Source organism: Collinsella phocaeensis (genome assembly GCF_900119895.1).
Classification (GTDB): domain Bacteria; phylum Actinomycetota; class Coriobacteriia; order Coriobacteriales; family Coriobacteriaceae; genus Collinsella; species Collinsella phocaeensis.
In genome coordinates, this window is record NZ_FQLR01000004.1 from 352,403 (window position 1) to 378,701 (window position 26,299).

Annotated in this window: 27 protein-coding genes and 1 tRNA gene; 25 read left to right on the plus strand and 3 right to left on the minus strand. The window is 65.5% G+C overall.

Annotated elements, in window-relative coordinates; all coding sequences use genetic code 11:
- Positions 1–51: 51 nt before the first annotated feature.
- From BQ7355_RS03600 to nagA, 18 genes are all read left to right on the plus strand, one after another.
- Positions 52–1,035, plus strand: a complete 984-nt coding sequence (locus BQ7355_RS03600) for a substrate-binding periplasmic protein (protein ID WP_072414969.1) — start codon at positions 52–54, stop codon at positions 1,033–1,035.
- A 282-nt stretch (positions 1,036–1,317) separates the two neighbouring features.
- Entirely contained in the window at positions 1,318–1,902 is a 585-nt protein-coding gene (gene hpf, locus BQ7355_RS03605; RefSeq protein WP_072414970.1) for a ribosome hibernation-promoting factor, HPF/YfiA family, read from the plus strand.
- An 81-nt stretch (positions 1,903–1,983) separates the two neighbouring features.
- Complete coding sequence (locus tag BQ7355_RS03610; RefSeq protein WP_072414971.1) at positions 1,984–2,943, plus strand: DegV family protein; 960 nt, start codon at positions 1,984–1,986, stop codon at positions 2,941–2,943.
- A gap of 108 nt (positions 2,944–3,051) precedes the next feature.
- On the plus strand, positions 3,052–4,101 hold the full coding sequence (locus tag BQ7355_RS03615; protein ID WP_072414972.1) for an NAD(P)-dependent oxidoreductase: 1,050 nt from the start codon (positions 3,052–3,054) through the stop codon (positions 4,099–4,101).
- Between the two features lie 6 nt (positions 4,102–4,107).
- Positions 4,108–4,533 (plus strand): hypothetical protein, encoded by a 426-nt coding sequence (locus tag BQ7355_RS03620; RefSeq protein ID WP_072414973.1) that lies wholly within the window; start codon positions 4,108–4,110, stop codon positions 4,531–4,533.
- Between the two features lie 6 nt (positions 4,534–4,539).
- Positions 4,540–5,235, plus strand: coding sequence for a hypothetical protein (locus BQ7355_RS03625; protein ID WP_072414974.1), 696 nt, complete (start codon positions 4,540–4,542; stop codon positions 5,233–5,235).
- Between the two features lie 129 nt (positions 5,236–5,364).
- Complete coding sequence (locus BQ7355_RS03630) at positions 5,365–6,429, plus strand: hypothetical protein (RefSeq protein WP_072414975.1); 1,065 nt, start codon at positions 5,365–5,367, stop codon at positions 6,427–6,429.
- 321 nt (positions 6,430–6,750) lie between these two features.
- On the plus strand, positions 6,751–7,575 hold the full coding sequence (locus BQ7355_RS03635; RefSeq protein WP_072414976.1) for a purine-nucleoside phosphorylase: 825 nt from the start codon (positions 6,751–6,753) through the stop codon (positions 7,573–7,575).
- Between the two features lie 104 nt (positions 7,576–7,679).
- Positions 7,680–8,159 carry a NanQ anomerase/TabA/YiaL family protein gene (locus BQ7355_RS03640; RefSeq protein WP_072414977.1) on the plus strand — a complete coding sequence of 160 codons (480 nt, stop codon included), beginning with the start codon at positions 7,680–7,682 and terminating at the stop codon, positions 8,157–8,159.
- A 220-nt stretch (positions 8,160–8,379) separates the two neighbouring features.
- Positions 8,380–8,455: transfer RNA gene (locus BQ7355_RS03645), tRNA-Thr, on the plus strand.
- A gap of 613 nt (positions 8,456–9,068) precedes the next feature.
- Positions 9,069–9,512 (plus strand): PTS sugar transporter subunit IIA domain-containing protein, encoded by a 444-nt coding sequence (locus BQ7355_RS03650; protein WP_072414978.1) that lies wholly within the window; start codon positions 9,069–9,071, stop codon positions 9,510–9,512.
- A complete protein-coding gene (gene yajC / locus BQ7355_RS03655) occupies positions 9,512–9,796 on the plus strand; it encodes a preprotein translocase subunit YajC (RefSeq protein WP_072414979.1) in 285 nt (94 codons plus the stop codon). Before BQ7355_RS03650 ends, yajC begins: the two co-directional genes overlap by 1 nt.
- Before the next feature lie 76 nt (positions 9,797–9,872).
- Positions 9,873–10,355, plus strand: coding sequence for a PTS N-acetylgalactosamine transporter subunit IIB (gene agaV / locus BQ7355_RS03660; RefSeq protein WP_072414980.1), 483 nt, complete (start codon positions 9,873–9,875; stop codon positions 10,353–10,355).
- A gap of 90 nt (positions 10,356–10,445) precedes the next feature.
- On the plus strand, positions 10,446–11,246 hold the full coding sequence (locus BQ7355_RS03665) for a PTS mannose/fructose/sorbose/N-acetylgalactosamine transporter subunit IIC (protein ID WP_072414981.1): 801 nt from the start codon (positions 10,446–10,448) through the stop codon (positions 11,244–11,246).
- Positions 11,236–12,315 carry a PTS system mannose/fructose/sorbose family transporter subunit IID gene (locus BQ7355_RS03670; protein ID WP_072414982.1) on the plus strand — a complete coding sequence of 360 codons (1,080 nt, stop codon included), beginning with the start codon at positions 11,236–11,238 and terminating at the stop codon, positions 12,313–12,315. Before BQ7355_RS03665 ends, BQ7355_RS03670 begins: the two co-directional genes overlap by 11 nt.
- 137 nt (positions 12,316–12,452) lie before the next feature.
- The gene (locus BQ7355_RS03675) at positions 12,453–13,184 is read left to right on the plus strand and encodes a GntR family transcriptional regulator (protein WP_072414983.1); all 732 of its coding nucleotides are present in this window, start codon (positions 12,453–12,455) and stop codon (positions 13,182–13,184) included.
- Between the two features lie 161 nt (positions 13,185–13,345).
- Entirely contained in the window at positions 13,346–14,512 is a 1,167-nt protein-coding gene (locus tag BQ7355_RS03680; protein WP_072414984.1) for an AgaS family sugar isomerase, read from the plus strand.
- A gap of 141 nt (positions 14,513–14,653) precedes the next feature.
- Positions 14,654–15,814, plus strand: coding sequence for an N-acetylglucosamine-6-phosphate deacetylase (gene nagA, locus BQ7355_RS03685; protein WP_072414985.1), 1,161 nt, complete (start codon positions 14,654–14,656; stop codon positions 15,812–15,814).
- A 168-nt stretch (positions 15,815–15,982) separates the two neighbouring features.
- On the opposite strand, the gene BQ7355_RS03690 is transcribed toward nagA, so the two are convergent.
- The gene (locus BQ7355_RS03690; RefSeq protein ID WP_240307306.1) at positions 15,983–16,198 is read right to left on the minus strand and encodes a sugar phosphate isomerase family; all 216 of its coding nucleotides are present in this window, start codon (positions 16,196–16,198) and stop codon (positions 15,983–15,985) included.
- Between BQ7355_RS03690 and BQ7355_RS03695 the strand changes: the two genes are divergently transcribed.
- Positions 16,168–16,482 carry an aldose epimerase family protein gene (locus BQ7355_RS03695; protein ID WP_240307307.1) on the plus strand — a complete coding sequence of 105 codons (315 nt, stop codon included), beginning with the start codon at positions 16,168–16,170 and terminating at the stop codon, positions 16,480–16,482. The genes BQ7355_RS03690 and BQ7355_RS03695 overlap by 31 nt on opposite strands.
- A gap of 108 nt (positions 16,483–16,590) precedes the next feature.
- On the opposite strand, the gene BQ7355_RS03700 is transcribed toward BQ7355_RS03695, so the two are convergent.
- Complete coding sequence (locus BQ7355_RS03700) at positions 16,591–17,643, minus strand: aldose epimerase family protein (RefSeq protein WP_072414986.1); 1,053 nt, start codon at positions 17,641–17,643, stop codon at positions 16,591–16,593.
- 247 nt (positions 17,644–17,890) lie between these two features.
- Here BQ7355_RS03700 and BQ7355_RS03705 point away from each other — a divergent pair, with 247 nt between their 5' ends.
- Entirely contained in the window at positions 17,891–18,826 is a 936-nt protein-coding gene (locus BQ7355_RS03705) for a hexose kinase (RefSeq protein WP_072415887.1), read from the plus strand.
- 202 nt (positions 18,827–19,028) lie between these two features.
- Here BQ7355_RS03705 and BQ7355_RS03710 read toward each other — a convergent pair whose 3' ends face one another.
- Entirely contained in the window at positions 19,029–19,835 is an 807-nt protein-coding gene (locus tag BQ7355_RS03710) for a DeoR/GlpR family DNA-binding transcription regulator (protein WP_072414987.1), read from the minus strand.
- Positions 19,836–20,292: 457 nt separating this feature from the next.
- On the opposite strand from BQ7355_RS03710, the gene BQ7355_RS03715 reads away from it, so the two are divergent.
- The 5 genes from BQ7355_RS03715 (at position 20,293) to cysS (ending at position 26,238) form a co-directional block, all read left to right on the plus strand.
- On the plus strand, positions 20,293–21,141 hold the full coding sequence (locus tag BQ7355_RS03715; protein WP_072414988.1) for a class II fructose-bisphosphate aldolase: 849 nt from the start codon (positions 20,293–20,295) through the stop codon (positions 21,139–21,141).
- A gap of 412 nt (positions 21,142–21,553) precedes the next feature.
- Positions 21,554–22,585, plus strand: a complete 1,032-nt coding sequence (disA, locus tag BQ7355_RS03720) for a DNA integrity scanning diadenylate cyclase DisA (RefSeq protein WP_420806555.1) — start codon at positions 21,554–21,556, stop codon at positions 22,583–22,585.
- A 1-nt stretch (position 22,586) separates the two neighbouring features.
- Positions 22,587–23,345: a 2-C-methyl-D-erythritol 4-phosphate cytidylyltransferase gene (ispD, locus tag BQ7355_RS03725; RefSeq protein WP_072414990.1), complete on the plus strand. Its 759-nt coding sequence runs from the start codon at positions 22,587–22,589 to the stop codon at positions 23,343–23,345.
- A 675-nt stretch (positions 23,346–24,020) separates the two neighbouring features.
- Positions 24,021–24,509: a 2-C-methyl-D-erythritol 2,4-cyclodiphosphate synthase gene (ispF, locus tag BQ7355_RS03730; RefSeq protein WP_072414991.1), complete on the plus strand. Its 489-nt coding sequence runs from the start codon at positions 24,021–24,023 to the stop codon at positions 24,507–24,509.
- Between the two features lie 262 nt (positions 24,510–24,771).
- Positions 24,772–26,238 (plus strand): cysteine--tRNA ligase, encoded by a 1,467-nt coding sequence (cysS, locus tag BQ7355_RS03735; RefSeq protein WP_072414992.1) that lies wholly within the window; start codon positions 24,772–24,774, stop codon positions 26,236–26,238.
- The last annotated feature ends 61 nt before the right edge of the window (positions 26,239–26,299 follow it).

The following is a 26,299-nucleotide window of genomic DNA, read 5'->3' on the forward strand; positions in this document are numbered from 1 at the left end:
TCTGCCCCGGGCTGCTCGCGCCCGGGTCGAATGGGATGGAGACGAACGCATATGAGGCTGCATGCATCTTCGAGCGCTTCCCGCCGCGTCGTCGCGGCCGTCTGCGCCGCCGCGGTCGCACTGTGCGGGTCGGGCTGCGCGCTGACGACCCCCTCGCGCGCCGAGGTCCGCCCGGAGTCGGTCGAGCCCCAGGTGAGTTCTTCCGCACTGGTCGAGGACGGCGTGCTCACCGTCGCGCTCAACACGAGCAGCGCCCCGCAGGCCATGCTCGCCCAGGACGGGACCGTCACGGGCTATGCCGCCGACGTCGCGCGGGAGCTCGGCGAGAGGCTCGGCCTCCCGGTCGCCTTCGTGGACTCCGCCAGCGTCTCCGCGCTCGCCGACGGCGAGGCCGATATCTTCCTCGGCGCTTCCCCCTCGGCGTCCGATGACGAGGTGGAGACGGTCGGATCCTATCTCGAGGACGCGTCGGCGCTCTTCTGCCACAAGGACAGGGCCGAAGCCGTCTCCGCCGCGTCGCTGGCGGGCGCCACGGTCGCCGTCCAGGGCTCCTCGGCCGCCGCGGACGCCCTGAACTCCGCGGGCATCTCGGTCAACCAGGAGGACTGCTCCAACGTCAACGAGTGCTTCGAGGCGCTGGCCGAGGGCCGCGTCGACTACGTGGCCTGCAACGCCGCCGCCGGCGCCTACCTCGCGCGCGCCTACGCCGGGGTCCGGATCGCCGGGACGCTCGACGCCCCCTCGACGCTCCAGGTGAGCGTCAGGGCCTCCAGCCCCGAGCTGGCCGAGGCCGTCGTCGAGGCCTTCGATTCCGTTTCCGCGGACGGCACGCTCGATTCCGTGCGCACGTTCTGGTTCGGGGCCCTTCCGGGGAGCCTCTCGGGGACGCTCGTCTCCGGCGTGGAGCTCAAGTCTGCTCAGCAGGAAGAGGACGGCTCCGAGGCCGGCCAGGACGCTTCCGCAGGCGCTGAGGGGGAGTCCGATGACGCCGTCGAGGGCGCCATCGACCACGACATCAACAGCTTCCAGGGGTAGGCTCCCATCCTTTCTGCAGCTCAGGACAGGCAGGTATCGTAGATTGACGGCATGCGCCCCGTCCTCCCGACCATGGAGGGCGGGGCGTTTCCCATGCGGCGCACCGTATCGGGAGGCGGGCGCATGCCGCGTCAGGGCCAAACGGCGCATGGGGCGCAAGGGCCAATCGGCGCATGGGGGCGAAGAATACGTCAGCGGCGTCTTCACATTTTGCGCATCGTCCCGTGCGGAATGTGGGTACAACTGAGGTACGTCCTAATCCCGGATAGATTGGAGCCACGTATGGATATCAAGGTTTCTGGGCGCAAGACCACAGTTACCGATGCTCTGCGTGCGCACGTCGACGAGAAGATCGGCGAGGCCCTCAAGGTATTCGACATCAACCCCATGACGGTCGATGTCGTGCTGCGTTATGAGAAGAATCCCTCGAACCCCAATCCGGCTATCGTCGAGGTCACGGTTCGCGTGCGCGGTTCGGTGATTCGCGTGGCCGAGCACGGGGCGGACATGTATTCCGCCATCGACCTTTCGGCGGACAAGGTGACGCGCCAGCTGCGCAAGTTCAAGACGCGCGTGGTGGACAACCGTCAGCAGGGTCCGTCCGCGGCCGAGGTCGCTCCGGTGCCCTCTGTCGAGGATCTGGCCGACCTGCTGATCCCCGCGGAGGAGGACGAGCAGCTGGTTCGCGAGAAGGTCATCGACATCACGCCGATGACCGAGGAGCAGGCGCTCGTGCAGACCGATCTTCTGGGGCATGACTTCTACGTCTTCGAGAACGCCACGACGGGGCTCATCAATGTGGTCTATCACCGTAAGAATGGTGGATACGGCATCATCAAGCCCAAAATCGAGACGCTCGACGAGTAAAATACATGCACATGCATGAGCGAATGCAGGCGGTCGCCCGTGCGGGCGGCCGCCTTCTTCTGTAAGCGCGAAAGGGAGCATATGGCCGAAACGCATTCCGCACACGAAGCCCCCTCGGGCGTGAGGATCGTCATCGACACCTGCGCCGACCTGACCCCCGAGGTCGCCGCGTCGCTGGATGTCGACATCCTGGGATTCCCCTATATCCTGGACGGCGAGGAGCATACGGACGATATCTGGACGAGCATCACGCCCGAGGAGTTCTACGACAAGCTCCGCGCCGGATCTTCCGCCTCGACCTCCGCGGTGTCGCTCGGGCGGTATCTCGAGTTCTTCGAGCAGTGCGCCCAGGAGGGCACGCCCACGGTGTACCTGTGCTTCACGAGCGCGCTCTCGAGCAGCTACGGCACGGCGTGCACCGCGGCCGACCAGGTCCGCGCCTCCTATCCCGATTTCGAGCTTCACGTGGTGGACAACGCCTTGCCCTGCGCCTGCGGCGAGCTGCTTGCGCTGGAGGCCGTCCGTCAGCGCGCGGCCGGCCTCGATGCGTCGCAGCTGGCTGCCTGGGCCGACGAGGCGAAGACCTACATCCACGGCTACTTCACCCTCGACAGCCTTGACGCCCTGAGTGCCGGCGGGCGCATCCCGCCCGCGGCCGCGCAGCTGTCCAGCAAGCTCGACATCAAGCCCGAGCTCTCGTTCGACCTCTCCGGCGCCCTGTCCCTCATCGGCGTCAACCGCGGTCGGAAGAAGGCCCTGAAGTCGCTCGTCAAGTCGTTCAAGGAGAACTGGGTTCCCGACCCGTCGATGCCCGTCACCATCGTCTCGGCGGACGCCGAGAAGGACGCCGACTGGCTGGAGGCCGCGATCCGCAAGGAGGACGGCTGCTCCGACCTTTCCATCATCCGCGGGTCGGTGGGACCGACCATCGGATCGCATGTCGGTCCGGGCATGGTGGCGATCATCTTCTGGGGCGGCGATCGCTCCGAGAAGATCTCGCTGTCCGACCGGATCGCACGCCGTGTGCGCGGCGGGGAATAAGTCCTGTGCGGGCGGGCGCGCATGCGCGTGTCCGCTTCGCGCGTGCACGCGCCGTCGCGCATCGTCGCGGCCCGGCGCCGTACAACACCTTTGAGCAAGGAGATGCATATGGCAACTGACAACCTTAAGATCGCTTTCGTGGGGACCGGCATCATGGGCGCGCCCATCGCCGGCCACATCCTGGACGCCGGCTACGAGGTGACCGTCTACACCCGCACGCAGGCCAAGGCCGCGGCGCTCATCGAGCGCGGCGCGCGGTGGGCGGACAGCCCCGCCGCCGCGGCGGCGGGCGCGGACGTCGTGTTCACGATGGTCGGCTTCCCCACCGAGGTGGAGGAGGTCTACCTCTCGGGCGACGGCTTGCTCGCTTCGGCCAAGGACGGCGCGTACCTGGTCGACCTCACCACGAGCTCTCCTGAGCTCGCCCGCGATATCGCCGAGGCGGCCGAGACCATGGGCAAGCACGCCTTCGATATCCCGGTCACCGGCGGCGAGGCGGGCGCCATCGCCGGCACCCTGACGCTGATCGCCGGCGCGACCGAGCGCGACATCGAGGCGATCCGGCCCGTCCTCGAGACGTTCTCCCACACGATCTTCTGCTTCGGCGGCGCGGGCAAGGGCCAGGCTGCCAAGCTGGCCAACCAGGTCGCTCTCGCTTCCAGCATGGTGGGCATGGCCGACGCGCTCTCGCTCGCCGAGCAGAGCGGGCTCGATCTGGCCCAGACGCGCGCGATGATCCTCGGCGGCACCGGGGCCTCCGGCGCCATGGAGAACCTCGCTCCCAAGGCGCTCGAGGGCGACTGGAAGCCGGGCTTCATGGTCCAGCACTTCCTCAAGGACATCGGCCTGGCGTTGCAGCTCGCCGAGGAGAAGGAGATCGCCCTTCCGGGGGCGGACACCGCCTTCACGCTCTACGACATGCTCGACGCCATCGGTGGCGGCTCCCTGGGCACGCAGGCCATCACCCTGCTGTACCAGGAAGAGGCCGAGGCCGTCGCCGCCGGTCTCGATTGGTCGCTCTACCAGCACGGGCACGGGCACGAGCACGAGGACGGCTGCGGCTGCGGCCACGACCACGGCGACGACCACGAGTGCGCGTGCGGCCACGACCACGGCGACGACCACGAGTGCGCCTGCGGCCACGACCACGCGGAGTAGCGGGGCATGGCGTTCTTCATTCTCTCGGCCGTCCTGTTCGCGTTCTGCGTCTACATCGGTTTTCTGGTCGGCAACACGCTGGGCGGCCGCGTGGTCTCCACGAAGGACTACTGGAAGCTCAACGCGCTCGCGGTGCTCGTCGCGGTGCTGCTGGCGTTTATCGTCGCGCAGCTCCCTTTGCTGTATTCGGTGGTGATCGGTCTGCTTGCGGGCGCGATCGTCGGACTCAAGATGGGATTCGGCGAGTCGGTGGGCATCTGGCGCGCCCACGATAAGATGTTCAATGTCAACCGCGGGCAGCGCGACGTCGCCGAGCGCGGGGTGGGCGAGGAGCGCCGGCGCCGCCGCAAGTCCGGTGAGGCGGGCCCCGATCTGATCTCGGTGTCCGGCGACGCGGCGAAAAGGGATAACGAAGCAAGGAAGGCGAGGTAGCAACCGATGGCTGAGACTACGATGCATGAGATGACCCCCGAGGAGGCCGAGCGCCTCGCGTCGGTCGAGAAGGACCGCGACGCCCTCGCGGCGCTCGTCGAGGAGCTCTCCGGCCGCACCCGTCGCTCCCGCCAGCTCGCCGCGCACGTGGTGCACCTGCTCGCCGACCGCGAACCCGAGCTGCTCGCGCCGTATATCGATGAGCTGGTCGACGCCCTGGAGCGCCCCGAGGCCCAGACGCGCTGGGAGATTATCGACGCCCTGTCGATCCTGACCGAGACGCACGCCAAGGAGGTCGGTGCCGCCTACGACGGGGCCGAGGCCGCCCTGTTCGACGAGCTTTCCGCCACCTTGCGCCTGTCCGCGTTCCGCCTGCTCTGCACCTGGGGCGCCACCGATCGCGGCAGGTCCCGGAAGGTGTGGCCGCTGCTCGACGAGGCGATCCAGTGCTATCACGGCGACCTGGAGTACCGTGACATGCTGGGCTACCTGCATCTGTTCGCCACGGGCAAGATCGAGGGCGGCGTCGCCGGCGAGCTCGCCGGGCGCCTCCAGTTCGATGCCGAGAACGGCAAGGGAAGCTATCTCAAGGCCCGTTCCTCCGAGATCTACAGCCTGCTGGTCAAGCGCTTCAAGCTCGAGAACCCGCAGAAGCGCGCGCGTGCCCAGGCCGCCTCGGACGACGATGACGCTGATGAGTAATTCGTCGGGTCGAACCGTTTAATAAAGACCTAAGGGGATGCGCCGCTCAGGATGGCGTATCCTCTTTTTCATTTAGGACCCTGACGCCCGCTGTCGCGAGCGGGCGCGATCATGCAAGGAGATATGCCCATGGGTTTGATCCAGAAGAAGGAAGAGCACGAGGTCGTCGACGGCATCGAGGTCATCGAGCGCTCCGATGTGCCGGAGGACCTGCCCCAGGTCGAGGTCGATCTCGTCGAGGGCGAGAGCGCCGAGGACATCGCAGGCGACGGCTCGGACGGTGGTGGCGACGGCGGCTCGGGCAACGACGGCGGGTCGCACGACGGCGACGCGGCGGATCCCGGGGACGGGGAGCCGCGAAAGCCCGGCTGCGGCGTCTCCAAGGTCTTTGTCGCCGTGGCAGCCGTGCTCGTGGTCGTCGCCGCGATCGGCGGCTACTTCTTCGGCTCCGGCGGCTTCGGCGCCAAGGGGGCGGGTTCGGCCACGGTGGAGGAGGGCCAGCTCGACGCCGCGGTCGCGCGCTATACCTACGGCGGCGCCACCAAGACCCTGACCGTCCGCGAGGTCATCGAGGACCAGTACAGCCTGGAGACCGCCCAGGACGAGGACGGAAACTACGCCGTTCCCACGGCCGACACGACGCTGGCCTACGTTCGCAACCGCATCCTGCTCGACGAGGCCGCCGCGCGCGGGATCGAGCCGACCGACGACGAGATCGCCGAGTACGCCGTGTCGACGATCGGCACCTCCGACTACTCCGAGATGTCCGAGCAGTACGGGCTTTCCGAGGAGCAGGCCAAGAGCGTGGTCAAGGACCAGCTGACGCTCAAGCAGCTCTACGATGAGGTCGTGGGCGACGTCACCGCCTCGGCTCCCGAGGCTCCCGAGGAGCCGGCCGACGGCGACACCTCTACCGCCTCCAAGGAGTACGCCGACTACATCATCGCGCTCGCCGGCGATGAGTGGGATGCCGAGAAGGGCACCTGGGCGAGCGAGGACGGCGCGTTTGCCACGGCGCTGGCCGGCCAGGACTTCACCGCGGACTCCGCGACCTACGAGCAGGCCCTGACCGCCTACTACACCGCGTACCAGGAGTACTCGAGCGTCGCATCCGAGGCCAACACGACGTATCGCGATTTCTGCAACACGTTGTTCGCGAGCGCGGACGTCACGCTGCTCGGCCTGTTCGTGTAGCGAACGGGTGCGTCCGCGCGGCTCGACCTCGCCCATCGTGTGTGCTTCACGGAGCCCCCGCCTTCTCGGCGGGGGCTCCGTCTCGTTTTGAGGGGCGCTGCCCGAGGCGGCTTCTGCCGCCGTATCCGTTGCGTCGCGCGCGTACACGGACGGAGCGCTCCGTTCGTACGATATCGCGCCGCCGTGCGCACCGCGCCTTGGTATCCTGAACCGCGAACGCCCATCATGCGGCAGGGACCGCATATCGAGCGGCGCATACGGCCCGGCGGGCCGCCGGATGCGCGGGTGCGCCGCGGGCAGGTCGGATGAGGAGGTATTCCGATGGTTGACGAGCGTACGGTCGCATTTTGCGAGCCGAGTTTCGAGCATCCCGTGGCGATCGTGCTGGGTAGCGGCCTAGGGTCGCTCGCGGACCGCGTGCGCGCGGTGCGGCGCATCCCGTACGACGACATCGAGGGCTTCCCCGATGAGGCGATTCCCGTGGAGGGGCATCGTCACGAGGTCATCGTGGGAACGCTCGAGGGCGTCCCGGTCGTGGTGTATCCCGGCCGCGTGCACCTGTATCAGGGGTATTCCGCCCTTGCGGTGACCTCCTTGGTGCGCCATGCGCACCATCTCGGATGCCGCGTCATCATCCTCACGTGCGCCTCGGGCGCAGTGCGCCAGGTGGCGCCGGGAACGGTCGGCCTCATCGCGGACCAGATCAATCTCACGGGCACCAACCCGCTCGTGGGGCTCGGCGGCCTGGCCGCCGCCCGCGACCGCGAGGACCCGTTCGTCCCGATGGCCGGCGCCTACTCGCCCTACCTCACCGATCTCGCCCGGGCGGCGGGCGAGGAGGCGGGCGTGCCGCTCGCGGACGGCGTGTACGCCGGGCTCCTCGGCCCCACGTACGAGACGGCGGCCGAGGTTCGCGCCCTCGGTATCCTGGGCGCTGATTTCGTGGGCTGCTCGACCGTATGCGAGGCTATCATGGCGCACACCCTGGAGATGCAGGTCCTGGGCGTGACGCTCGTCACCAATCGCGCGGGCCAGCCCGCGAACTCCCACAAGGAGGTGCTCGCCGAGGCGAGCGGCGCCATCGGCAAGGGCTGCACCGATGTGATCCTGGGCGTGCTGAGGCGCCTCGCCGCGACAGCGAAGTAAGCCGCGTGGCCCCGCGTCGCCCTGCGGCGAGGCCACGCGGGGCGACGTCGTGGATGCGCCGCGTATAGCGTGCGGGCGAGAGGCCCGGGAGAGAGGATGGACTGATGATTTACGGGGCATTGTGCGATATCGAGCGCTACCGCGGCCTTTACCGCGGACTCGACGCGCTGATCGATTGGCTGGCGGAATACGATCCCGCCCAGCTCGACTGCGGGTCCCACGAGATCTTGGGAAAGCGGGTGTACGCCAACGTGATGGCGCCGACGACGCGTCTCGAGGAGGGTGCCCATTACGAGACGCATCGCCGCTACCACGATCTCCAGATCGACGTCGAGGGGCGCGAGGCGTTCAAGGTCGCCCTGGGCGAGCAGACCGGGGTCGAGCCGTTCAACGAGGCGGACGATTTCGAGCTCGTCGATACCGGGGACGGCATCCTCGGCGACCTGGACGAAGGGAAGTTCGCCTTGTTCGTGGTCGGTGAGCCGCACATGCCGACGCTCCAGTTCCCCGGCGACGGGGCGCGCGCGATCAAGAAGATCTGCTTCAAGATCGTCGATGATGCGTACTGGGACGAGACGGAGTAGGGCGCCGAACCGTGCGGTTGCGCGCCGAGGCTATTCCGACGGTCTTGCTCGCGGTGGGCTCGGCGGCCGAGGGCGGCCGCACCCGAGCGGATGCACGCGCCTCGCTGCCGATCGGGGATGCAATTTCGAGAAAACCCGTGCAGGCACTTGCGAAAACGCATCGGAGCACGTACTATAACCAATCGTCGGATGTGCGCCTGCATATCCGGTTCATGGATGCGCCAACGTGGCTCAGCTGGTAGAGCAACGCACTCGTAATGCGTGGGTCAGCGGTTCGAATCCGCTCGTTGGCTCCATTGAATGCAAGAGGGTCCCTTCGGGGGCCCTTTTTCTGTGCGCGGCGGCCCCGCTGCCGGAGCTGGGGTGAACGGCCGCGTCCGCGACGCATGGGGCCGCGTGCTCCATGGCGGTCTCGGCCCTCGGTTGCGCGCCGGAACGAGAGCGGACGAGGGTCGGCGCATGCGCGACAATACGGCATGACCTGTCCACTTATCTCGAAATCGTAGACAAATTTACCGTTCGCAGAAGAACACATACCGCTGACGGAACTCCATATTGCGGCTCATCAAAGCGATACCAGTTGTTCATCAGTTTTAATACAAGTGTGTAGCTCTTCATAATTTACCTGTGCGTTTTAACCATATGGAAAAACAGCTGGGAAACAATTTTCGAAATTGGAATGTGCTTGAAAAAAGTGAATAGAAGAGATCGATATTGTTAAACATGCAGGTCAGAAATGTAAACAGCGTTTAAACGGTCGTTTTTCGTCCGCGAACGGCATCGACGATGCTTATATAGAACCTGTGATTGACGGCACTTCGCGTGATGGTACTATGTCCAACGACTTATCACGTGGTTACAACCAGTTGCGGAGACCTCCGCACGTCCTGAGGGAAAGGAAACGCTGGAATGATCGGATTCATCCTGACGGGTCACGGGGAGTTCTCCTGCGGCATCAAGAGCGCGCTCGACATGGTCGCCGGCGATCAGCCCGCGTTCCAGATCGTGCCTTTCGAGGGGTCTCAGGCCGCCACCTACGGCGACGACCTCCGTGCCGCCATCTCCGCGATGCGCGCCGAGTGCGAGGAGGGCGTCATCGTCTTCGTCGACCTGCTCGGCGGCACCCCGTTCAACCAGTCCATGATGATCGCCAACGATATCGACAAGCTCGAGATCGTAACCGGCGCCAACCTTCCCATGATCATCGAGCTCCTGTTCGCCCGCGCCGGCGCCACCGACGTGACCGCGCTCGCCGATCAGGCCGTCCAGGTCGGCCAGGACGCGATCTGCCGCAAGTCCCTCGCCGCTGTCATGGGAGAGGTTTCCGATGAGCTCGACGAGGACGGCATCTAATGGAGAACTTCGGCGCGAACGTTCTCGCCTCCTCCGTCGCCCTGCTCATCCTGATCGGCATCATGGGCGTCGTCTACTTCTTCTGGTCCAAGGCCAACATTAAGAAGAAGGCGAAGTACTTCGAGCAGATCCACACCGAGCTCGCACCGGGTCAGCGCGTGATGTTCGGCGGCGGGATCTTCGGAACCGTCAAGAGCGTCGACGGCGACGTGGTCGAGGTCAAGGTGCGCTCCGGTGCGACCCTCGACGTTTCCCGGTACGCCATCCAGGAGATCAGCAAGTAGGCATCCTCGAGGGAAGGCGCCAGCCACCCCGATGTTGTATAAGCCAGACATGCGAACACGAAAGGAACGGATCGCAATGGCAGAGCCCAACATTCTTCTCACCCGTATCGATAACCGTCTGATCCATGGTCAGGTTGCGACCCAGTGGAACTCCACCCTGGGCTCCAACCTCATCCTCGTCGCCAACGACGAGGTGTCCACCAACACCATGCGTCAGAACCTCATGAAGATGGCGGCCCCGGCCGGCGTCGCCACCCGCTTCTTCTCGCTTCAGCACACCATCGACATCATCGCGAAGGCGTCCCCGAAGCAGAAGATCTTTATCGTGGCCGAAACTCCGCAGGACGTGCTTACGCTCGTCAAGGGCGGGGTGCCTATAAAGAAGGTCAACATCGGCAACATGCACATGTCGGAAGGAAAGCGGCAGGTGGCTACCTCCGTGGCCGTCGACGACTCCGATGTCGCCGCTTTCAAAGAGCTTCAGGAATTGGGGGTGGAGCTGGAGATCAGGCGTGTCCCGAGCACGCCGGTCGAGGATACGAACAAGCTCTTCTCGTAAGGGTTCCGTATCCGTTTCGTTCCGGACGCACCGTCCGGGGCTTCCTGTAGGTTCTTTATGTAAGACATTTTTCGAAAGGAGGAGCATAAGATGGAAGGCATTTCCTTTATCCAGGTAGCGCTCATCTTCGTCGTTACCTTCATTGCCGCTATCGATCAGTTCGACTTCCTCGAGTCTCTGTACCAGCCCATCGTCACCGGCGCCATCATCGGCGCGATCCTCGGCGATGTGCAGACCGGCCTCGTCGTCGGTGGTACCTATCAGCTGATGACCATCGGTAACATGCCGATTGGTGGTGCCCAGCCGCCTAACGCGGTCATCGGTGGCATCATGGCTGCCATCTTCGCTTGCTCTCTCGGCATGGACCCGAACGTGGCCACCGCTACCGCGATTCCGTTCGCCCTGCTCGGCCAGTACGGCGTGACCCTCTTCTTCACGCTTCGTGCCCCGATGCTCGAGTCCTTCCGCGCCGCCGCTACCAAGGCTGACACCAAGGCGATCACCCGCCTGACGGTCATCTCCGAGGTCATCCTCGGCCTGATCTTCGCCGTCATCGTGTCCCTGCTCTTCATCGGTGGCCAGACCTTCGGCCAGCAGGTCGTCGACGCGATCCCCGAGTGGGTCAACAACGGCCTGTCCGCTGCCGGTGGCATGATGAAGTTCGTTGGCTTCGCCATCCTGCTGAAGATTATGATGAACCGCGACATGTGGGGCTTCTTCTTCATGGGCTTCGGCCTGGCCCTCATCGCGGTCAACATCCCGGCTATCGCCGGCCCGGCCCTGCTCATCCTGACCCTTATCGGCTTCGGCATCGCTTTCTGGGACTTCCAGCAGCAGACCGAGCTCAAGGGCGCTGCTTTTGACGGAGGTGACATGAGCGATGGCATCTAATGAGTTTGTTGTACCTGCACAGTACGAGGATCTGACTCCCGCTCCGCAGGTTGACAATAAGACCCTGAACCGCATGGCTCTGCGTTCTTATTGGCTCCAGTCTTCGTTCAACTACGAGACCATGCAGTCCGGCGGCTGGCTCTTCGCCATGCTCCCCGGCCTCGAGAAGGTCCATACCAACAAGAACGACCTCGCTGCGTCGATGTACCACAACCTGGACTTCATCAACACGCACCCGTTCCTGGTCACCTTCGTTATGGGTATCGTTCTCTCCCTCGAGCAGAACAAGCTTGACACCCAGACCATCCGCGCCGTCCGCATCTCCGCTGCCTCCCCGCTGGGCGGCATCGGCGACGCCCTGTTCTGGCTGACGCTCGTGCCCATCACGGCCGGCATCACCTCCAACATGGCGATCGAGGGCTCCATCGCGGCCCCCTTCATCTTCCTGCTGATCTTCAACATCGCGCAGGCTGCTTGCCGCTTCGGCCTCATGAAGTGGTCCTACAAGGTCGGTACCGCCGCCATCGACGCGCTGACCGCCAACATGCAGGCCTTCACCCGTGCCGCCTCCATCCTCGGCGTCTTCGTCGTCGGTGCCCTGACGGTCACCATGGGTGGCACCCAGATCAACCTCACGATCCCGAACGGCACCACCCGTGGCCTCGTTGCCCACAGCATCGTGGTGTCCGATGAGGAGGCCGCCAACTTCGCCGACCTCGCCATCGACGTCGAGACCGCTGAGGCCGGTACGCTCGGCATGACCGCTGAGGACGGCTCCGCCCTCACCGCTGCCGACGCTGACGGCAACGCTGTCGAGTGCGGCATCACCGAGCTCGGCAACGGCATGAGCTCCGTGACCTACGCTGAGGTCACCGAGACCGAGGTCAGCTACTCCGTCGCTTCCACGCTGGACACCGTCCTGCCGAAGCTCGTCCCGCTGGCTCTCGTGCTTGGCCTCTACTTCCTGTTCGCCAAGCACAACTTCACGCCGATCAAGGGCATCGTCCTGCTGCTCATCATCGGCCTGCTCGGCGCTGGCCCCTTCGGCCTGTGGCCCAGCATCTGGTAAGGCTCTAAGGCCCGGGGTGCTCGCAAGCTCCAAGAGCACCCCGCCCCTTACTTCATGTGTATGTTTAAGGCCGTTTGCCCTTCGTGGGGAAGCGGCCTTTCTTCTCTCGATTCGAAGCCTGAATAGGAGGTAGGCCCATGGCGATGGCAGCGCGTAAGCAGCCGCTCTACGATCAGCTTGTCGACATCCTCACCGAGAAGATCGAAAACGAGTACCGCCCCGGCGACCTCATGCCCTCCGAGCGTGAGCTTTCCGAGCGCTATGCGCTCTCCCGCACGACGGTGCGCCTGGCGCTCCAGGAACTCGAGCGCCTGGGTCTCGTCGTGCGCCAGCATGGGCGCGGCACGTTCGTCGCGGACCGTGCGGCGCAGGCCACCAACCTCATGCAGGCTTACAGCTTCACGAATCAGATGCGCTCGCTCGGCCGTGTGCCGGAGACCACGATCCTCGAGTTCTCCGAGATCGAGGTCGACAAGAACCTCGCCGAGCACCTCGGGGTGCGTATCGGCGACAGGCTCTACAAGCTCAAGCGCTTGCGCTCCGCCGACGGCATGCCCATGATGGTCGAGCGCACCTACCTGCCCGTCCGCAAGTTCATGGGTCTCAAGCGCCCCATGTTGGAGCAGATGTCGCTCTACGACATCATCGAGCAGGTCTATCGCGAGAAGATCCGCGTGGCGGAGGAGGAGTTCTTTGCCAGCATCGCGCGTCCCGCCGACGCCCATCTGCTGGATATCTCCGAAGGGTCCCCTGTGCTCGATCTGGTCCGGACCACCTACAACGCGAGCAACGAGATCGTGGAGTACACGCTCTCCGTCGCCCGTGCGGACCAGTTCAAGTACAAGGTCTTCCATCAGCGGAGCGAATAGGATTCGGGAGGCTCGGGCACAGGGCGCAAGCCGTGGGTCCGAGCGTTTGGATTGTGTTGGAACTGAGAGGAATGCGATTGGCTAAACTGGTTACTACCAGATAACCAACTAAGTCGTATACTTCCTCGTACAGGCCCTACTCAGAAGGAGAGGTATTATCAATGTTTGAGAAGTCCCTCGAAGAACTCAAGGCGCTCGGTGCCGACATCACCACCGCCGAGATCAAGCAGCAGCCGGAGCTCTGGCTCGACACCCTCAACATCTACAAGGAGAACCTCGAGGCCATCGAGGCGTTCCTGGCCGATGCCCGCGCCATGGGCGATGGCCGTCTGTCCGTCGTCTTCACCGGCGCCGGCACTTCCGACTACGTCGGCGACACCGTGGCTCCCTACCTGCGTCACGCCGGCGACACCGCCCTCTACGACTTCAAGCCCATCGCCACGACCGACATCGTGAGCGCTCCTCGCGACTTCCTCTGCCCCGAGGACCCCACGCTGGTCGTGTCCTTCGCCCGCTCCGGCAACAGCCCGGAGTCCCTCGCTGCCGTCCAGGTCGCCGGCCAGTTCGTGAAGAACGTCAAGTTCCTCAACATCACCTGCGCCCCTGAGGGCAAGCTCGCCGTCGAGTCCGCCGGCAACCCCGACGCCCTGACGCTCCTCATCCCGCGCGCCAACGACAAGGGCTTCGCCATGACCGGCTCCTACAGCTGCATGGAGCTGCTCACCGCCCTTATCTTCGACACCGCCTCCCTCGAGCAGAAGACCGCTTGGGTCGAGTGCGCCGCCAAGATGGGCGAGGACGTCGTCGCTCGCGAGGAGCAGATCGCTGCCTACCTCGACAACGACTTCAACCGCGTCACCTACCTCGGCTCCGGCTCCTTCGGCGGCCTCGCCCAGGAGACCCAGCTGAAGATTCTCGAGCTCGCGCACGGCCTCGTCGCGACCTCCTTCGACACCTCCATGGGCTATCGCCACGGGCCGAAGTCCTTCGTCGACGACAAGACCCTCGTGTTCGTGTTCGTGAACAACGACGCCTACACCCGTCAGTACGACCTCGACATCCTGAACGAGATCGACGGCGACGGCATCTGCAAGAAGGCCATCGCGGTCCAGCAGGCCGGCGACACCGCCTTCGCTGGCGAGTCCTTCACGTTCGAGGGCTTCGACGCGCTGCCCGAGGCCTACCTCGCGCTGCCGTTCGTCATGGTCGGTCAGGTCGTCTCCCTGCTCAACTCCGTGCGCGTGGGTAACACCCCGGACACCCCGAGCCCGACCGGCACCGTGAACCGCGTCGTCAAGGGCGTGACCATCCATCCGTTCGAGGCGTAAGCAACGCCTTCGGGGCGCCGGGCCTTATGCCTGTCGCCCGGTAGCATCCATGAGGCGCCCGCCCGGTCTGCAAGGACGGGTGGGCGCCTTCTTTTTTGGGTACACCTGCGGTATGTGCACCCGATCGTGTGAGGAGAACACATGAGCACTTATGCAATCAAGGCCGATGCCTTCTATCTTCCTACCCGCGTCGCCCGCGGCGGCTACCTCATGGTCGAGGACGGCGTTTTCGGCGAGTATGTGACCGAGGCCCCCGACTGCGAGATTCGCGACTACTCCGGTCACGAGATCGCTCCTGGCTACGTCGACACCCATATCCACGGCTTCGACGATCATGACATCATGGATTGCGAGTCCGAGAGCGTCGCCATCGTGTCCCGTGGCATCCTGCGCAACGGCGTGACCAGCTACCTGCCCACCACGCTCACCGCGAGCGCCGAGCAGCTCGAGAAGGCCTGCGCTTCCGTTGCCGAGTACGTCGAGGCTGGCGACGAGACGCCGCACGCCCGCATCCAGGGCATCTTCCTCGAGGGCCCTTTCTTCACCGAGAAGTACAAGGGCGCCCAGAACCCAGCTTATCTCTCCGCCCCCACCATGGAGAAGTTGAACGCCTGGCAGGCCGCCGCACACGGCCTCGTCAAGAAGATCGCCGTCGCCCCCGAGTACGATGGTGCCGTCGAGTTCACCGCCGAGGCCGTCAAGTCCGGCGTCGTCGTGGCCCTCGGTCACTCCGCCGCCACCTGCGAGCAGGCTCAGGCCTGCCTGGACGCGGGCGCCAAGGTCTTCGTCCACACCTATAACGGCATGAGCGGCCTGCATCACCGCGAGCCCGGCATGGTGGGCGCCGCCCTTTCCAGCCAGGATAAGTCCTACTCCGAGCTCATCTGCGACGGGCACCACGTCAACCCGATCTCCGCGGGCATCGTGATGCGGGCCAAGGGCCATGAGCACGTCGCGCTCATCACCGACTGCATGTGCGCCGGCGGCATGCCCGAGGGCGAGTACAAGCTCGGCGAGCTCCCCGTCATCGTGAAGGACGGCACCGCTCGCCTGAAGGAAGGCAACTCGCTCGCCGGTTCCATCCTCAACATGAAGGATGCCGTCAAGAACGTCGCTGATTGGGGTATCGCCACCAAGGCCGAGGCCGTCTACATGGCGACCCAGGCTCCCGCCGAGGCGAACGATATCGACGACGTGTGCGGCTCGATCCGCCCCGGCCGCGATGCCGACTTCGTCGTGCTTAACCCCGACCTCACCCTTGTCGCGACCTACCTGGGCGGCGAGAGCGTCTACACGGCGTAGGTTTCGCGTCGACCCTACATCGATAGCGCGCCCGCAAGGCGCGGACAGATATGCCCGATCGACCATCTTGCGTGGCCGGTCGGGCGTTTTAGATGCGGGTACATTGTTGCACGCGGGTGGCGCCAGGGGCCTCTCCGCTTTCAGGGACGAACCGGGTGGGCTGCCTGCCTATGCTTCGTCATGCGACGAGACGACGAGCCGGGTGGAGCCCTCCACGAGGGTGCGCTGCTCTGGCGTGATGCTCGCATCGGTGATGAGCGCGTCGATGCGCTCAAGGTTGCAGAAGTTGTAGAAGTCCTGCAGCCCGATCTTGGCCGCATCGCACACGAGGTAACGCTCGCCGCTGCGGTCGCATGCGAGGGACTGGAGCCGGCCCTCGTCCAAATTACGAGCTGTTCGATTTCGCCGAGACGATCTTCGACGTGCTGGAGAGCCGCGTGGTCGACCTCGTCAAGAAGGACGAGGAGAAGGGCCTGCGCGTGAGCTTCCCGGGCTTCCCGTACCTGATCGTGTGGAGCAAGCCCGAGGGCGATTTCGTCGCCATCGAGCCGTGGGGTGGGCTTTCCACCTGCTCCGACGAGGGGGACGTCTTTGAGGACAAGCGCGGCTGCCTGGTGGCCGCCCCGGGAGAGACCGTCGTGCGCGGCTTCGAGATCAAGATCCTGTAGCAATTCTCCTTGCCCGTGCGAACCGCATGACGCGCCGAGCGCCCGCAGCAGCCAGACTGCGACGGGCGCTCGATTTTATTTCGGGTCGTTTGCGATGGCGCGCGGCTGCTAGAGCGTGCCGAAGCGGTACTCGATCGTGGATGCGTACGGGTGCTCGGGTCCGCAGAGCGCCTGCGGGAAGCCGGGCGTGTTGACGGTGTTGGGATAGAGTTCGGGCTCCGCGGCGAAACCGGAGTGGCGCGTGTAGACAGCACCGCCCTTGGCGCACGCCTCGTCCAGGTAATTGCCCGTGTAGAGCTGCAAGCCGGGGTCGGTCACGCGGATCTCGAGGGTGCGGCCGCTCGCCATGTCCTCGGCGCGAAGCGCGCGGCGGAGTAGCCCGGAGGAGCGGTAGCCGTCGATGCAGAAGCAGTGGTCGTAGCCCGCGCCGAAGCGGATCTGCTCGTCGTCGGCGTCGATGCGGGCGCCGAGCGATGCGGGCGCGGTGAAGTCGAAGGGCGTGCCCGCAACCGGGGCGATCTCTCCGGTGGGGATGAGCTGGGCGTCGACGGGCAGGTAGCTGGCGGCGTCGATCGTCACGACCTGGTCCAGGACCGATCCGGAGGCGTGGCCCGCAAGGTTGAAATAGGCATGGTTGGTCATGGCGACGTAGGTGCGGCGGTCCGACTCGGCGCGGTACTCGAGGCGGAGCACGCCGTCGGCGGCAAGGGTGAAGGTGGCGGCAAAGGTGCGCGCGCCGGGCAGGCCGAGCTCGCCGTGGGCGAGGTGGGCCGTCATGCGCACGGAGCAGGCGTCCTCATCGACCTCGACGTCCCACATGCGCTGCTGGAGCGCATGGGCGCGGTCGGTGTGCAGGTTGTTGCCGTTCTCGTTGGCGACAAGCTCCCATTCGGCCCCATCGATCGTGCAGCGCGCGCCGGCGATGCGGTTAGCGCACGGGGCGATCGTCATGCCGAAGCCGGCATCGTTGCCGATGTAGCCCTCGACGGAGTCGAAGCCGAGCACCACGTCCTCGCGGACGCCGTCGGCATCCGGCACGTCGATGCCCACGATGGTCGCGCCGAAGTCCATGACACGGACGGCGATCCGCTCGTTTTCCAAGGTGTAGAGGGTTACGGCCGATCCGTCGGGCGCCGTGCCGAACGCGGACGTGGTGATCATGGGCGGGGCTCCTTCGCTGCTCGGCGCGCCCGTCCGGCGCGCCCTCGTATCGCGGCGCGCGCGTGCGCGCCTGATTTTTCTGCATCACATTATCGCCCAAGCGCGCGGCGCAGGGAGCGGTTTTCACAAAGCTCACCTTGCGTTTGCTTGCGTATGCGAACCGCCCGCCCGCCGGTCCGCCCGTGTTCCGCCTGCGCGCCACGGTACAATTGCGTCAACGAATCCCGTTTGGATGAAAGGGCTGGACATGATACTCACCGTCACCATGAACCCTGCGATCGACACCGCATACCACCTCGACCATCTGGCCATCGACGACGTGAACCGCGTCGCCCCGCGCAAGACCGCGGGCGGAAAGGGCCTCAACGTGAGTCGCGTCCTCAGGCAGCTCGGCGACGACGTTCTGGCAACCGGTCTTTCGGGCGGTCACATGGGCGCCTACATGGGCGAGCTCATGGACGGCGACGGCATCGCCCACGACTTCACCCCGATCGCCGGCGAGACGCGCGTCTGCATCAGCATCCTGCACGAGGGCAACCAGACCGAGCTGCTCGAGAGCGGCCCGGAGGTCTCCGCCGACGAGCTGGCCGCGTTCCTCGACCGTTTCGGCGAGCTCGTGGTCAAGGTCGACTGCGTGACCATCTCCGGCTCCCTGCCCAAGGGCGTCCCGGCCGACTGCTACGCCGGCATGGTCGCGACGGCCTCGGCCGCTGGCGTCCCCGTGCTGCTGGACACCTCGGGCGCCTCGCTGGACGCCGCGCTCGCCGCCGAGGCCAAGCCCACGCTCGTCAAGCCCAACCTCACCGAGATCAACGACCTGCTCGGCACCGCGTTCACCCCCGACGACCTGCCGCGCCTGCGGGAGACCCTCGCCGCCGACGCCCGCTTCGCGGGCATTCCCTGGGTGGTCGTGAGCATGGGCGCCGCCGGCTCCGTCGCGTTCCACGAGGGCCGCGCATACCGTGCGACCTCCACGCCTATCGAGGCCGTGAACGCCACCGGCTCGGGCGACTCCACCATCGCCGGCTTCGCGCACGCGGTGGCCGCGGGCATGGGCGCCGAGGACGTCCTGCGCTACGGCAACACCTGCGGCAAGCTCAACGCGATGGATCCGCGTACCGGCCACCTCGTCATGGAGAAATGGGACGAGGTCTTCAACGACATCCAGGTCGTCGAGCTGTAGGCGCGCGGCGCTGGGCGCCGTGACTGCATGGCAGAGTCCGCATGCCCGTCGCGGGGCGGCGTGCGGAGGGAGGGGCGGCGGGCCGATGGGCTCGTCGCCCTTTGCGTGCGAGGCCGGGGGCACCGGGCTGCCGAGAGGCGTGGAGCTGCGGGGATGAGTCGGGCTTCCGCGGAAGGCGCTCCCGGCGCCCCCGCGCGTCGCGTCAGGCGCCGGCGCAGACGAGGCGCGGCGCGCGCGTGCCGTCGGGCAGCGCGGCTATGGCGGCCGACGCGACCCCGTCCGGATCGGCATCCATCACCAGGACGTCGATGTCGGAGAGCCCGGCGAAGCGCATGAGCCCGGGCGCATCGACCTTGGACGCGTCGAGCAGCGCGACGCGGAGCCGCGTGGCCCTCAGGAACGCCTCCTTGATCTCGGCCATCTGCTCGAAGTTCGTCATGAGGCCGCGCTCGGGGACGAGCGAGGTGGGGCAGAGGAACGCCTTGTCCGCATGGAGGACCTCCAGGCCGCGTATGGCAAGGGGGCCGAAGAGGTAGCGGTGCCCCTTGCGCAGGGTGCCCCCGAGCAGGATCACGTCGACCCCGGGAAGGCTCTCGTCGATGTAGTTGGCGATCGTGAGGTCGGCGGTGATCACCGTGATGCCCGTCCGCGCCCCGAGCGTGCGCACGAACTCGAGCGCCGTGGTGCCGGAGTCGATGAGGAGCGCGTCGCCGTCGTCGACCAGCTCGAGCGCTGCCGCGGCGATGGCCTGCTTGGCGGCGACGTTGACGTTGATGCGCTTGTCCTGGATGGAGACGGTGAGGGCGCGGCTGAGCGAGACGGCGCCCCCGTGCGTGCGGCGGAGCTTGCCGTCCGCCTCGAGCGCGTCGAGGTCGGCGCGAATGGTGACGGCCGAGACCCCGAAGGTGCGCGCGAGCTCGGAGACCTGCACCGATGCGGCGCGGTCGAGCATCGACATGATGGCGGCCCTGCGTTCTTCGGCAAAAGAATGCGCGGATACGTGGGACATGGTTCCCCTCCGTCTCGAAATCGGAAGCCGACGGCGGCGCCCAACGGGTGCCCCGGCGGGTCGTTCGCGTAGCCCGGTGCGCACGCCGGCGCCCCGACTGATGCGGCAAGGCGCGCCGAGGTTGCATGCGGCGCAATTGTGCAGATTCTATTTTGCTTTATTTTCTTTTTTGGAAACAAAAAAACTTGCTTTCTCTTGCCTTTTTAAAGAAAAACAAGGAGAGCCGTCTGCGATGCGGCGGGAATCGGCCATTCGCATCGGCATTTCCCCGCGAGCGGTCGAGCGCGTTCCGCCTGGGCTTTTCTTTTCTTTGCAATTCGGTCTCCCCATATACCGAGACGGAAGAGCCGTCGCAGGTGGGAACGCATACAATGGCCTCAATGAGATCGCCGCTCACAGGGAGACGGCGACGACACGCCGGCGCGCCGGGCGCGGCGGCAGGAGGGAGCGATAGCTCATGCTCGTAACCACCAAGGAGATGCTGCTCGACGCGCAGAAGAACCACTACGCCGTCGGCGCCTTCAACGTCGAGAACCTCGAGTTCGTCATGGCCGTCCTGGCTGCTGCCGAGGAGACCAAGTCCCCCGTCATCATGCAGACCACTTCCGGCACCATCAAGAAGACCGGCCTCGATTACTTCTACGGCTTGGTCAAGGCCGCCGCTGAGCGCGCTTCCGTGCCCGTGGCCCTGCACCTCGATCACGGCGACGGCTACGATCGCTGCATGAAGGCCCTCCGCACCGGTTACACCTCCGTCATGATCGACGGCTCCCATGAGTCCTTCGAGGACAACATCGCCCTCACCAAGTCCGTTGCCGATGCCGGCGCCGCTATGGGTATCCCCGTCGAGGCCGAGCTTGGCAAGGTCGGCGGCAAGGAGGACGACGTCGAGGTCGAGGGCGAGTCCCCCTACACCGATCCCGTCGAGGCCAAGGAGTTCGTCGAGCGCACCGGCTGCACCAGCCTCGCCATCGGCGTCGGCACCTCTCACGGCGTGTACACCGAGGAGCCCCACATCAACCAGGACGTCGTGAAGGCCATCCGCGCCGCCGTCGACGTGCCGCTGGTCCTGCACGGCACCTCCGGTGTGCCCGATGAGCAGGTCGCCGAGGCTGTCAAGAACGGCATCTGCAAGGTTAACTACGCTACCGAGCTGCGTCAGGCCTACACCAAGGGCTACATGGCGTATATGGCCGAGAACCCCAACAACTTCGACCCCAAGAACCCGGGCAAGGCCGGTGCCGAGGAGATCACCAAGATCGTCAAGATCCGCATGGAGAACCTCGGTTCCTGCGGTCGCGCGTAAGCTCACATAACGCTTGACTCCCGCCGGATGCCCCGGAGGGTCCCTCGCAAACGTCCTCGGCTTCGCCTGCGGAATGTTTGCTCAGGACCCTCCGGGGCCTTTTTGCGCCTCGCGTCTGCTCGCCGCCCCAAATAATGATGGTGCGCTGCGGATTGTCTACTTAGGAAGGCCTGACGGCCTTCTTGCATCTTGCGTCTGCTCATGGCCTCAAGAGGGCGGTGCGCTGCGGAATGTTTGCCCGGGATCCTCCTGGCCCTCCTGCATCGCGCTCACTGCCGTTTCGCCATCGCCTCCTGTCGTGCCATTTATGTAAATAGATGGCGAAGCGTGCGACGGGCGTGCGAAAATACGGAGCAGAAAGCACATTTGCGAAGGGGAGCGGCACGTGGACAAGATAGAAATTCAGAAGCGCATGGAGAAGGCGATCCGCCTTACCGCCCCAGGTCAGCCCATCAGGACCGCGCTCGACATGATCATCGCCGGGCACCTCGGCGCCCTCATCTGCGTGGGTGATAGCGAAAACGTGCTCGCGGCGGGCAACGACGGGTTCCCGCTCAACATCTCGTTCACCAGCAACCGCCTGTTCGAGCTCTCCAAGATGGACGGCGCGATCGTTATCGATGACGACATGAACCAGATCCTTCGCGCCAACTTCCATCTCAACCCCGATCCCTCCCTCGCCACCAACGAGACGGGTATGCGCCACCGCACCGCCGCGCGCATGAGCGTGCTCACCGATGCCATCGTGATCTCGGTCTCCGCCCGTCGCGCGGTGGTCAACGTGTACGTGAAGGGCAAGTCCTACGAGATCCAGCCCGTCACCGAGGTCATGAGTTCGGTCAACCAGCTCATCGCCACGCTCCAGACGACCCGCTCCACGCTGGATCGCTCGCTGCTGCGCCTTACCGCGCTCGAGCTGGACGATTACGTCACGCTCGCCGACATCACCGACATCATCTCGAGCTTCGAGATCATGCAGCAGGCCAAAGCCGAGCTCAAGAGCTGCATCGTCAAGCTCGGCAACCAGGGCAAGCTCGTCCAGATGCAGCTCGAGCAGCTCGCGGGCGCCAGCATGGACACGGAGTACGACCTGATGATCCGCGACTACGCCTCGGAGTCCTCCCAGGACAACGCGCGCCGCATCCGTGAGCGCTTCTCCGAGATGACCGCCTACGAGCTTTCCAACCCCAAGTCCGTCGCCGAGGTCCTCGGGTTCGACGACCTCGACGAGGATTCCGTCATGACGCCGCTCGGCCTGCGCACGCTCTCCCGGGTCTCGGTCGTTCGCGACGGCGTCGCCGAGAAGATCGTGGATGAGTACGGCTCGCTGCAGGACCTCATGGGCGATCTCAAGAAGGATCCGGATCGCCTGGGCAGCGTCGGCGTGAACAACCCTGCGATTCTGGCAGATTCCCTTGCGCGCATGCACGGTAGGAAGGGCTGATATGTCCTGTTCCAGCGTGTGCGCCGTCATCGTCTCCGGCGGAAGCGGGACGAGGTTCGGCAATCCCGGGGGCAAGCAGCTGGTGAACGTCGCCGGCAGGCCGCTCATGACCTGGTCGATCATGGCGTTCGACCGCTCCTCGCTCGTGGGCCATATCGTGCTCGTCGTGCCTCCCGAGAAGCTCGGGGACATGCGTCGTCTTGCGGTGGACCCCTTTGAGTTCAAGACGCCCGTCACCTTTGCCGTCGCTGGCTCGACGCGGCAGGATTCGACGAGGTCGGGCGTGGACGCGGTTCCCGTCGGCTTTCGCTATGCCGCCATCCACGACGGCGCCCGCCCCTTGATCACCACCGAGGCGATCGACCATGCGATCGAGGCGCTTGTCGCAGACGATCGGCTCGACGGCGTGGTGTGCGGGCAGCCCGCCATCGATACGCTCAAGATCGTCGACGGCGACCGCATCGTGGAGACGCCGCCGCGCGAGCTGTACTGGGCGGCGCAGACGCCGCAGATCTTCAAGGTCGACGTGATGCGCCGTGCGTACGCTTGGGCCGAGGCGCACGGGGTCCAGGGCACGGACGATTCCTCGCTCGTGGAGCGCATGGGCGGATCGGTGCGCTGCGTCGAGAGCCCGCGCGACAACCTCAAGGTCACGCTGCCCGAGGACTTGCGTCCCGTTACCGCGATCCTGCTCGGGCGCATGAGCGACGCCGAGAGCGCCCAGGATACCGGCATCATCGCCCGAAGCCCGCTGGCGTAGGGCACGTTGCGGCCGAGGCCTGCGGCTTGCGCAGGCTTGCGAGGCGGCGGTTTCACCGTTTGCTCGGGGGCCTCTGCATGGCGCATCCCCCGTTTCAGCGTAAACCGCCTCACGCCGCGCTCGGAATCCGAAAGCGCCCTCCAGGTAGGCAGAAAAAGGGGGTCTGTATAATCGTTTTAGGTAACCCCCTCTCATTTTGGACAAATTCGCCAGATAATGACGATCGGCGTATCCTGGACCCAGCAAAACGTGGGTCTGTAAATAAGGAATTGCCGTCTTATCGTCTTCTCGAGCCGTCGAAAATGGAAAAGCTCCCTCGTTCCCACTAAAACAGACGCCCTATAATCGTCATTATCTGGCGAATTTGTCCAGAAAAGCAGGGGGTCAAGCAAAAAACAGTATAAACAAACCCCTCAAGACGAGATAAGCTGCCGGGAGCGGAGCTGCTGGCGGGAACTTCGACCTCGCATTCGCCCTGTTTACGGTGGCGGCTGCGCCGGGCATGGTCGGATGGGGCTTGGGAAGAGTTGGCGATCCGGAGATGCGCCTTCGTGGCGGTCCGGCTGCCGTGCGTCGCTTGGGGCGGAAGCGCTGATATTGCAAACATGTGCGTTCAGGCATATGCGAACAGGTATATTGGGAACCAAGGGACTCACGATTTGGATAGGGGGCCGCATGGCATCCAATCTTCGCATAGGCCACGGATACGATGTGCATCGCCTGGTGGAAGGCCGCCGCTGCATCATCGGCGGCGTCGATATCCCGCACGGTAAAGGCCTGCTGGGCCATAGCGACGCCGACGTTCTGGCGCATGCGCTGGCCGACGCCATCCTCGGCGCCTGCCGCGGTGGCGACATCGGCAAGCTCTTCCCCGACACGGATCCCGCTTACGAGGGCGCCGACTCCCTGGTCCTGCTCGCGCGCGTGATGGAACACGCGCGCTCCCTGGGTTACGAGTTCGTCGACGCGGATTGCACCCTGGCGTGCCAGGAGCCCAAGATCACCCCGCATCGCGATGCCATGCGCGAGAACGTGGCGCGCGCCATAGGCTGCCCGGTCGAAAACGTGGGCGTGAAGGCCACGACCACCGAGCGCCTCGGCTGGGAGGGCGAAGGGGAGGGCATCGGCGCCTGGGCCGTCTGCCTTCTCGAGCGATGTATCTAGACGAGCCGCCCGCGGCGGCGCGCCATCTTTCCCTTTTTCTTTTCTGAGCGGATTTCCATGCCCGACGAGGCGGAAGTCCACGCTTCTGCAAGGTACCCCGCTCATATAGACTATTCAAGAACGATAACGACGTGGGCGAGGCGGTGTGTCTCGTCCAATGCGAGTTCCGCACGAGCCGAAGCGCCCAGTAGGCGCTTCGTGTGAGCCAGGACTGCTTGAGCAGCGGATGAGACACACCGCCTCGCCTCGCGAGGAGAGACCCATGAAGATCTACAACAGCGCAACCCACCAGAAAGAGGACTTCAGCCCCATCGAGGAGGGCAAGGTCCGCATGTACGTGTGCGGCCCCACCGTCTACGACAACATCCACATCGGCAACGCCCGCACGTTCATCAGCTTCGACGTGATCCGCCGCTGGCTCATCGCGAGCGGCTACGAGGTCACTTTCGCCCAGAACCTCACGGACGTCGACGATAAGATCATCAACCGCGCCAACGAGCAGGGCCGTACCTCCGAGGAAGTCGCGACCGAGTTCTCCGACAAGTTCATCGGTGTCATGCGCGCCGCCAACGTGCTCGACCCGGACGTCCGTCCCCGCGCCACCAAGGAGATCGGCGCCATGATCGGCATGATCAAGACGTTGATCGAGGGCGGCCACGCCTATGCTGCCGACAACGGCGACGTGTACTTCTCCGTGCGCAGCGATCCCGCTTACGGCGAGGTCTCCGGCCGCAACATCGACGACCTCATGGTGGGTGCCCGCATCGAGGAGAACGAGGACAAGCGCGACCCGCTCGATTTCGCCTTGTGGAAGGCTGCCAAGCCCGGCGAGCCCAGCTGGAAGAGCCCCTGGGGCGAGGGCCGTCCCGGCTGGCACACCGAATGCGCCGCGATGGTCCATCGCTACCTCGGCACGCCCATCGACATCCACGGCGGCGGCTCCGACCTCGCCTTCCCGCACCATGAGAACGAGTGCGCGCAGGCCACCTGCGCCTGGCACGAGGGCTTCGCCAATACCTGGATGCACACGGGCATGCTGCTCGTGGACGGCGAGAAGATGAGCAAGAGCCTCGGCAACTTCTTTACCCTGGCCGAGGTGTTCGAGAAGCATTCCGCCGCGGCCCTGCGCCTGCTCATGCTGCAGACCCACTACCGCAGCCCGCTCGACTTCTCCTGGGAGCGCCTCGAGGGCGCCGAGAACTCGCTCGCGCGCATCGCGGGCACGGTCCGCAACCTCAAGTGGGCGGCCGACCACGCGGAAGGCGAGCCGAACGCCGAGCTCGCCGACGCGCTGACCGCTGCCATGGAAAAGGCCGCCGCGGACTACGAGGCCTGCATGGACGACGACTTCAACACCGCAGGCGCCGTCGCGGCGTACTTCCAGCTCGTGACCGAGGCCAACAAGTATCTCGAGCAGGCCGTCGGCGCCGTGGACGAGGACGCCGCGCGCGTGTGCGCCGCCGTCATCACCGGCGCCCTCGTGCAGCTGGGCGTCGAGCTCCCCGTGATCGAGGAGCCGCTGCCGGTCGGTCTGCTCGGCGTGGCCGCGGGCCTCACGGGCTACACCGGCGACGATATCGACGAGGCCGCCGAGAAGATTCTCGAGGCCCGCGCCGCGGCCCGCGCCGCGAAGGACTGGGGGACCGCCGACGCCATCCGCGACCAGCTCCGCGACATGGGCCTGGCGATCGAGGACACCGCCGCCGGTTCCCGCATCAAGCACGCTTAGCTCCCCCGTCTCAATTTAGGGACAGGCACTAAATTGAGGCATCGATACGGCCTTCGCGCCA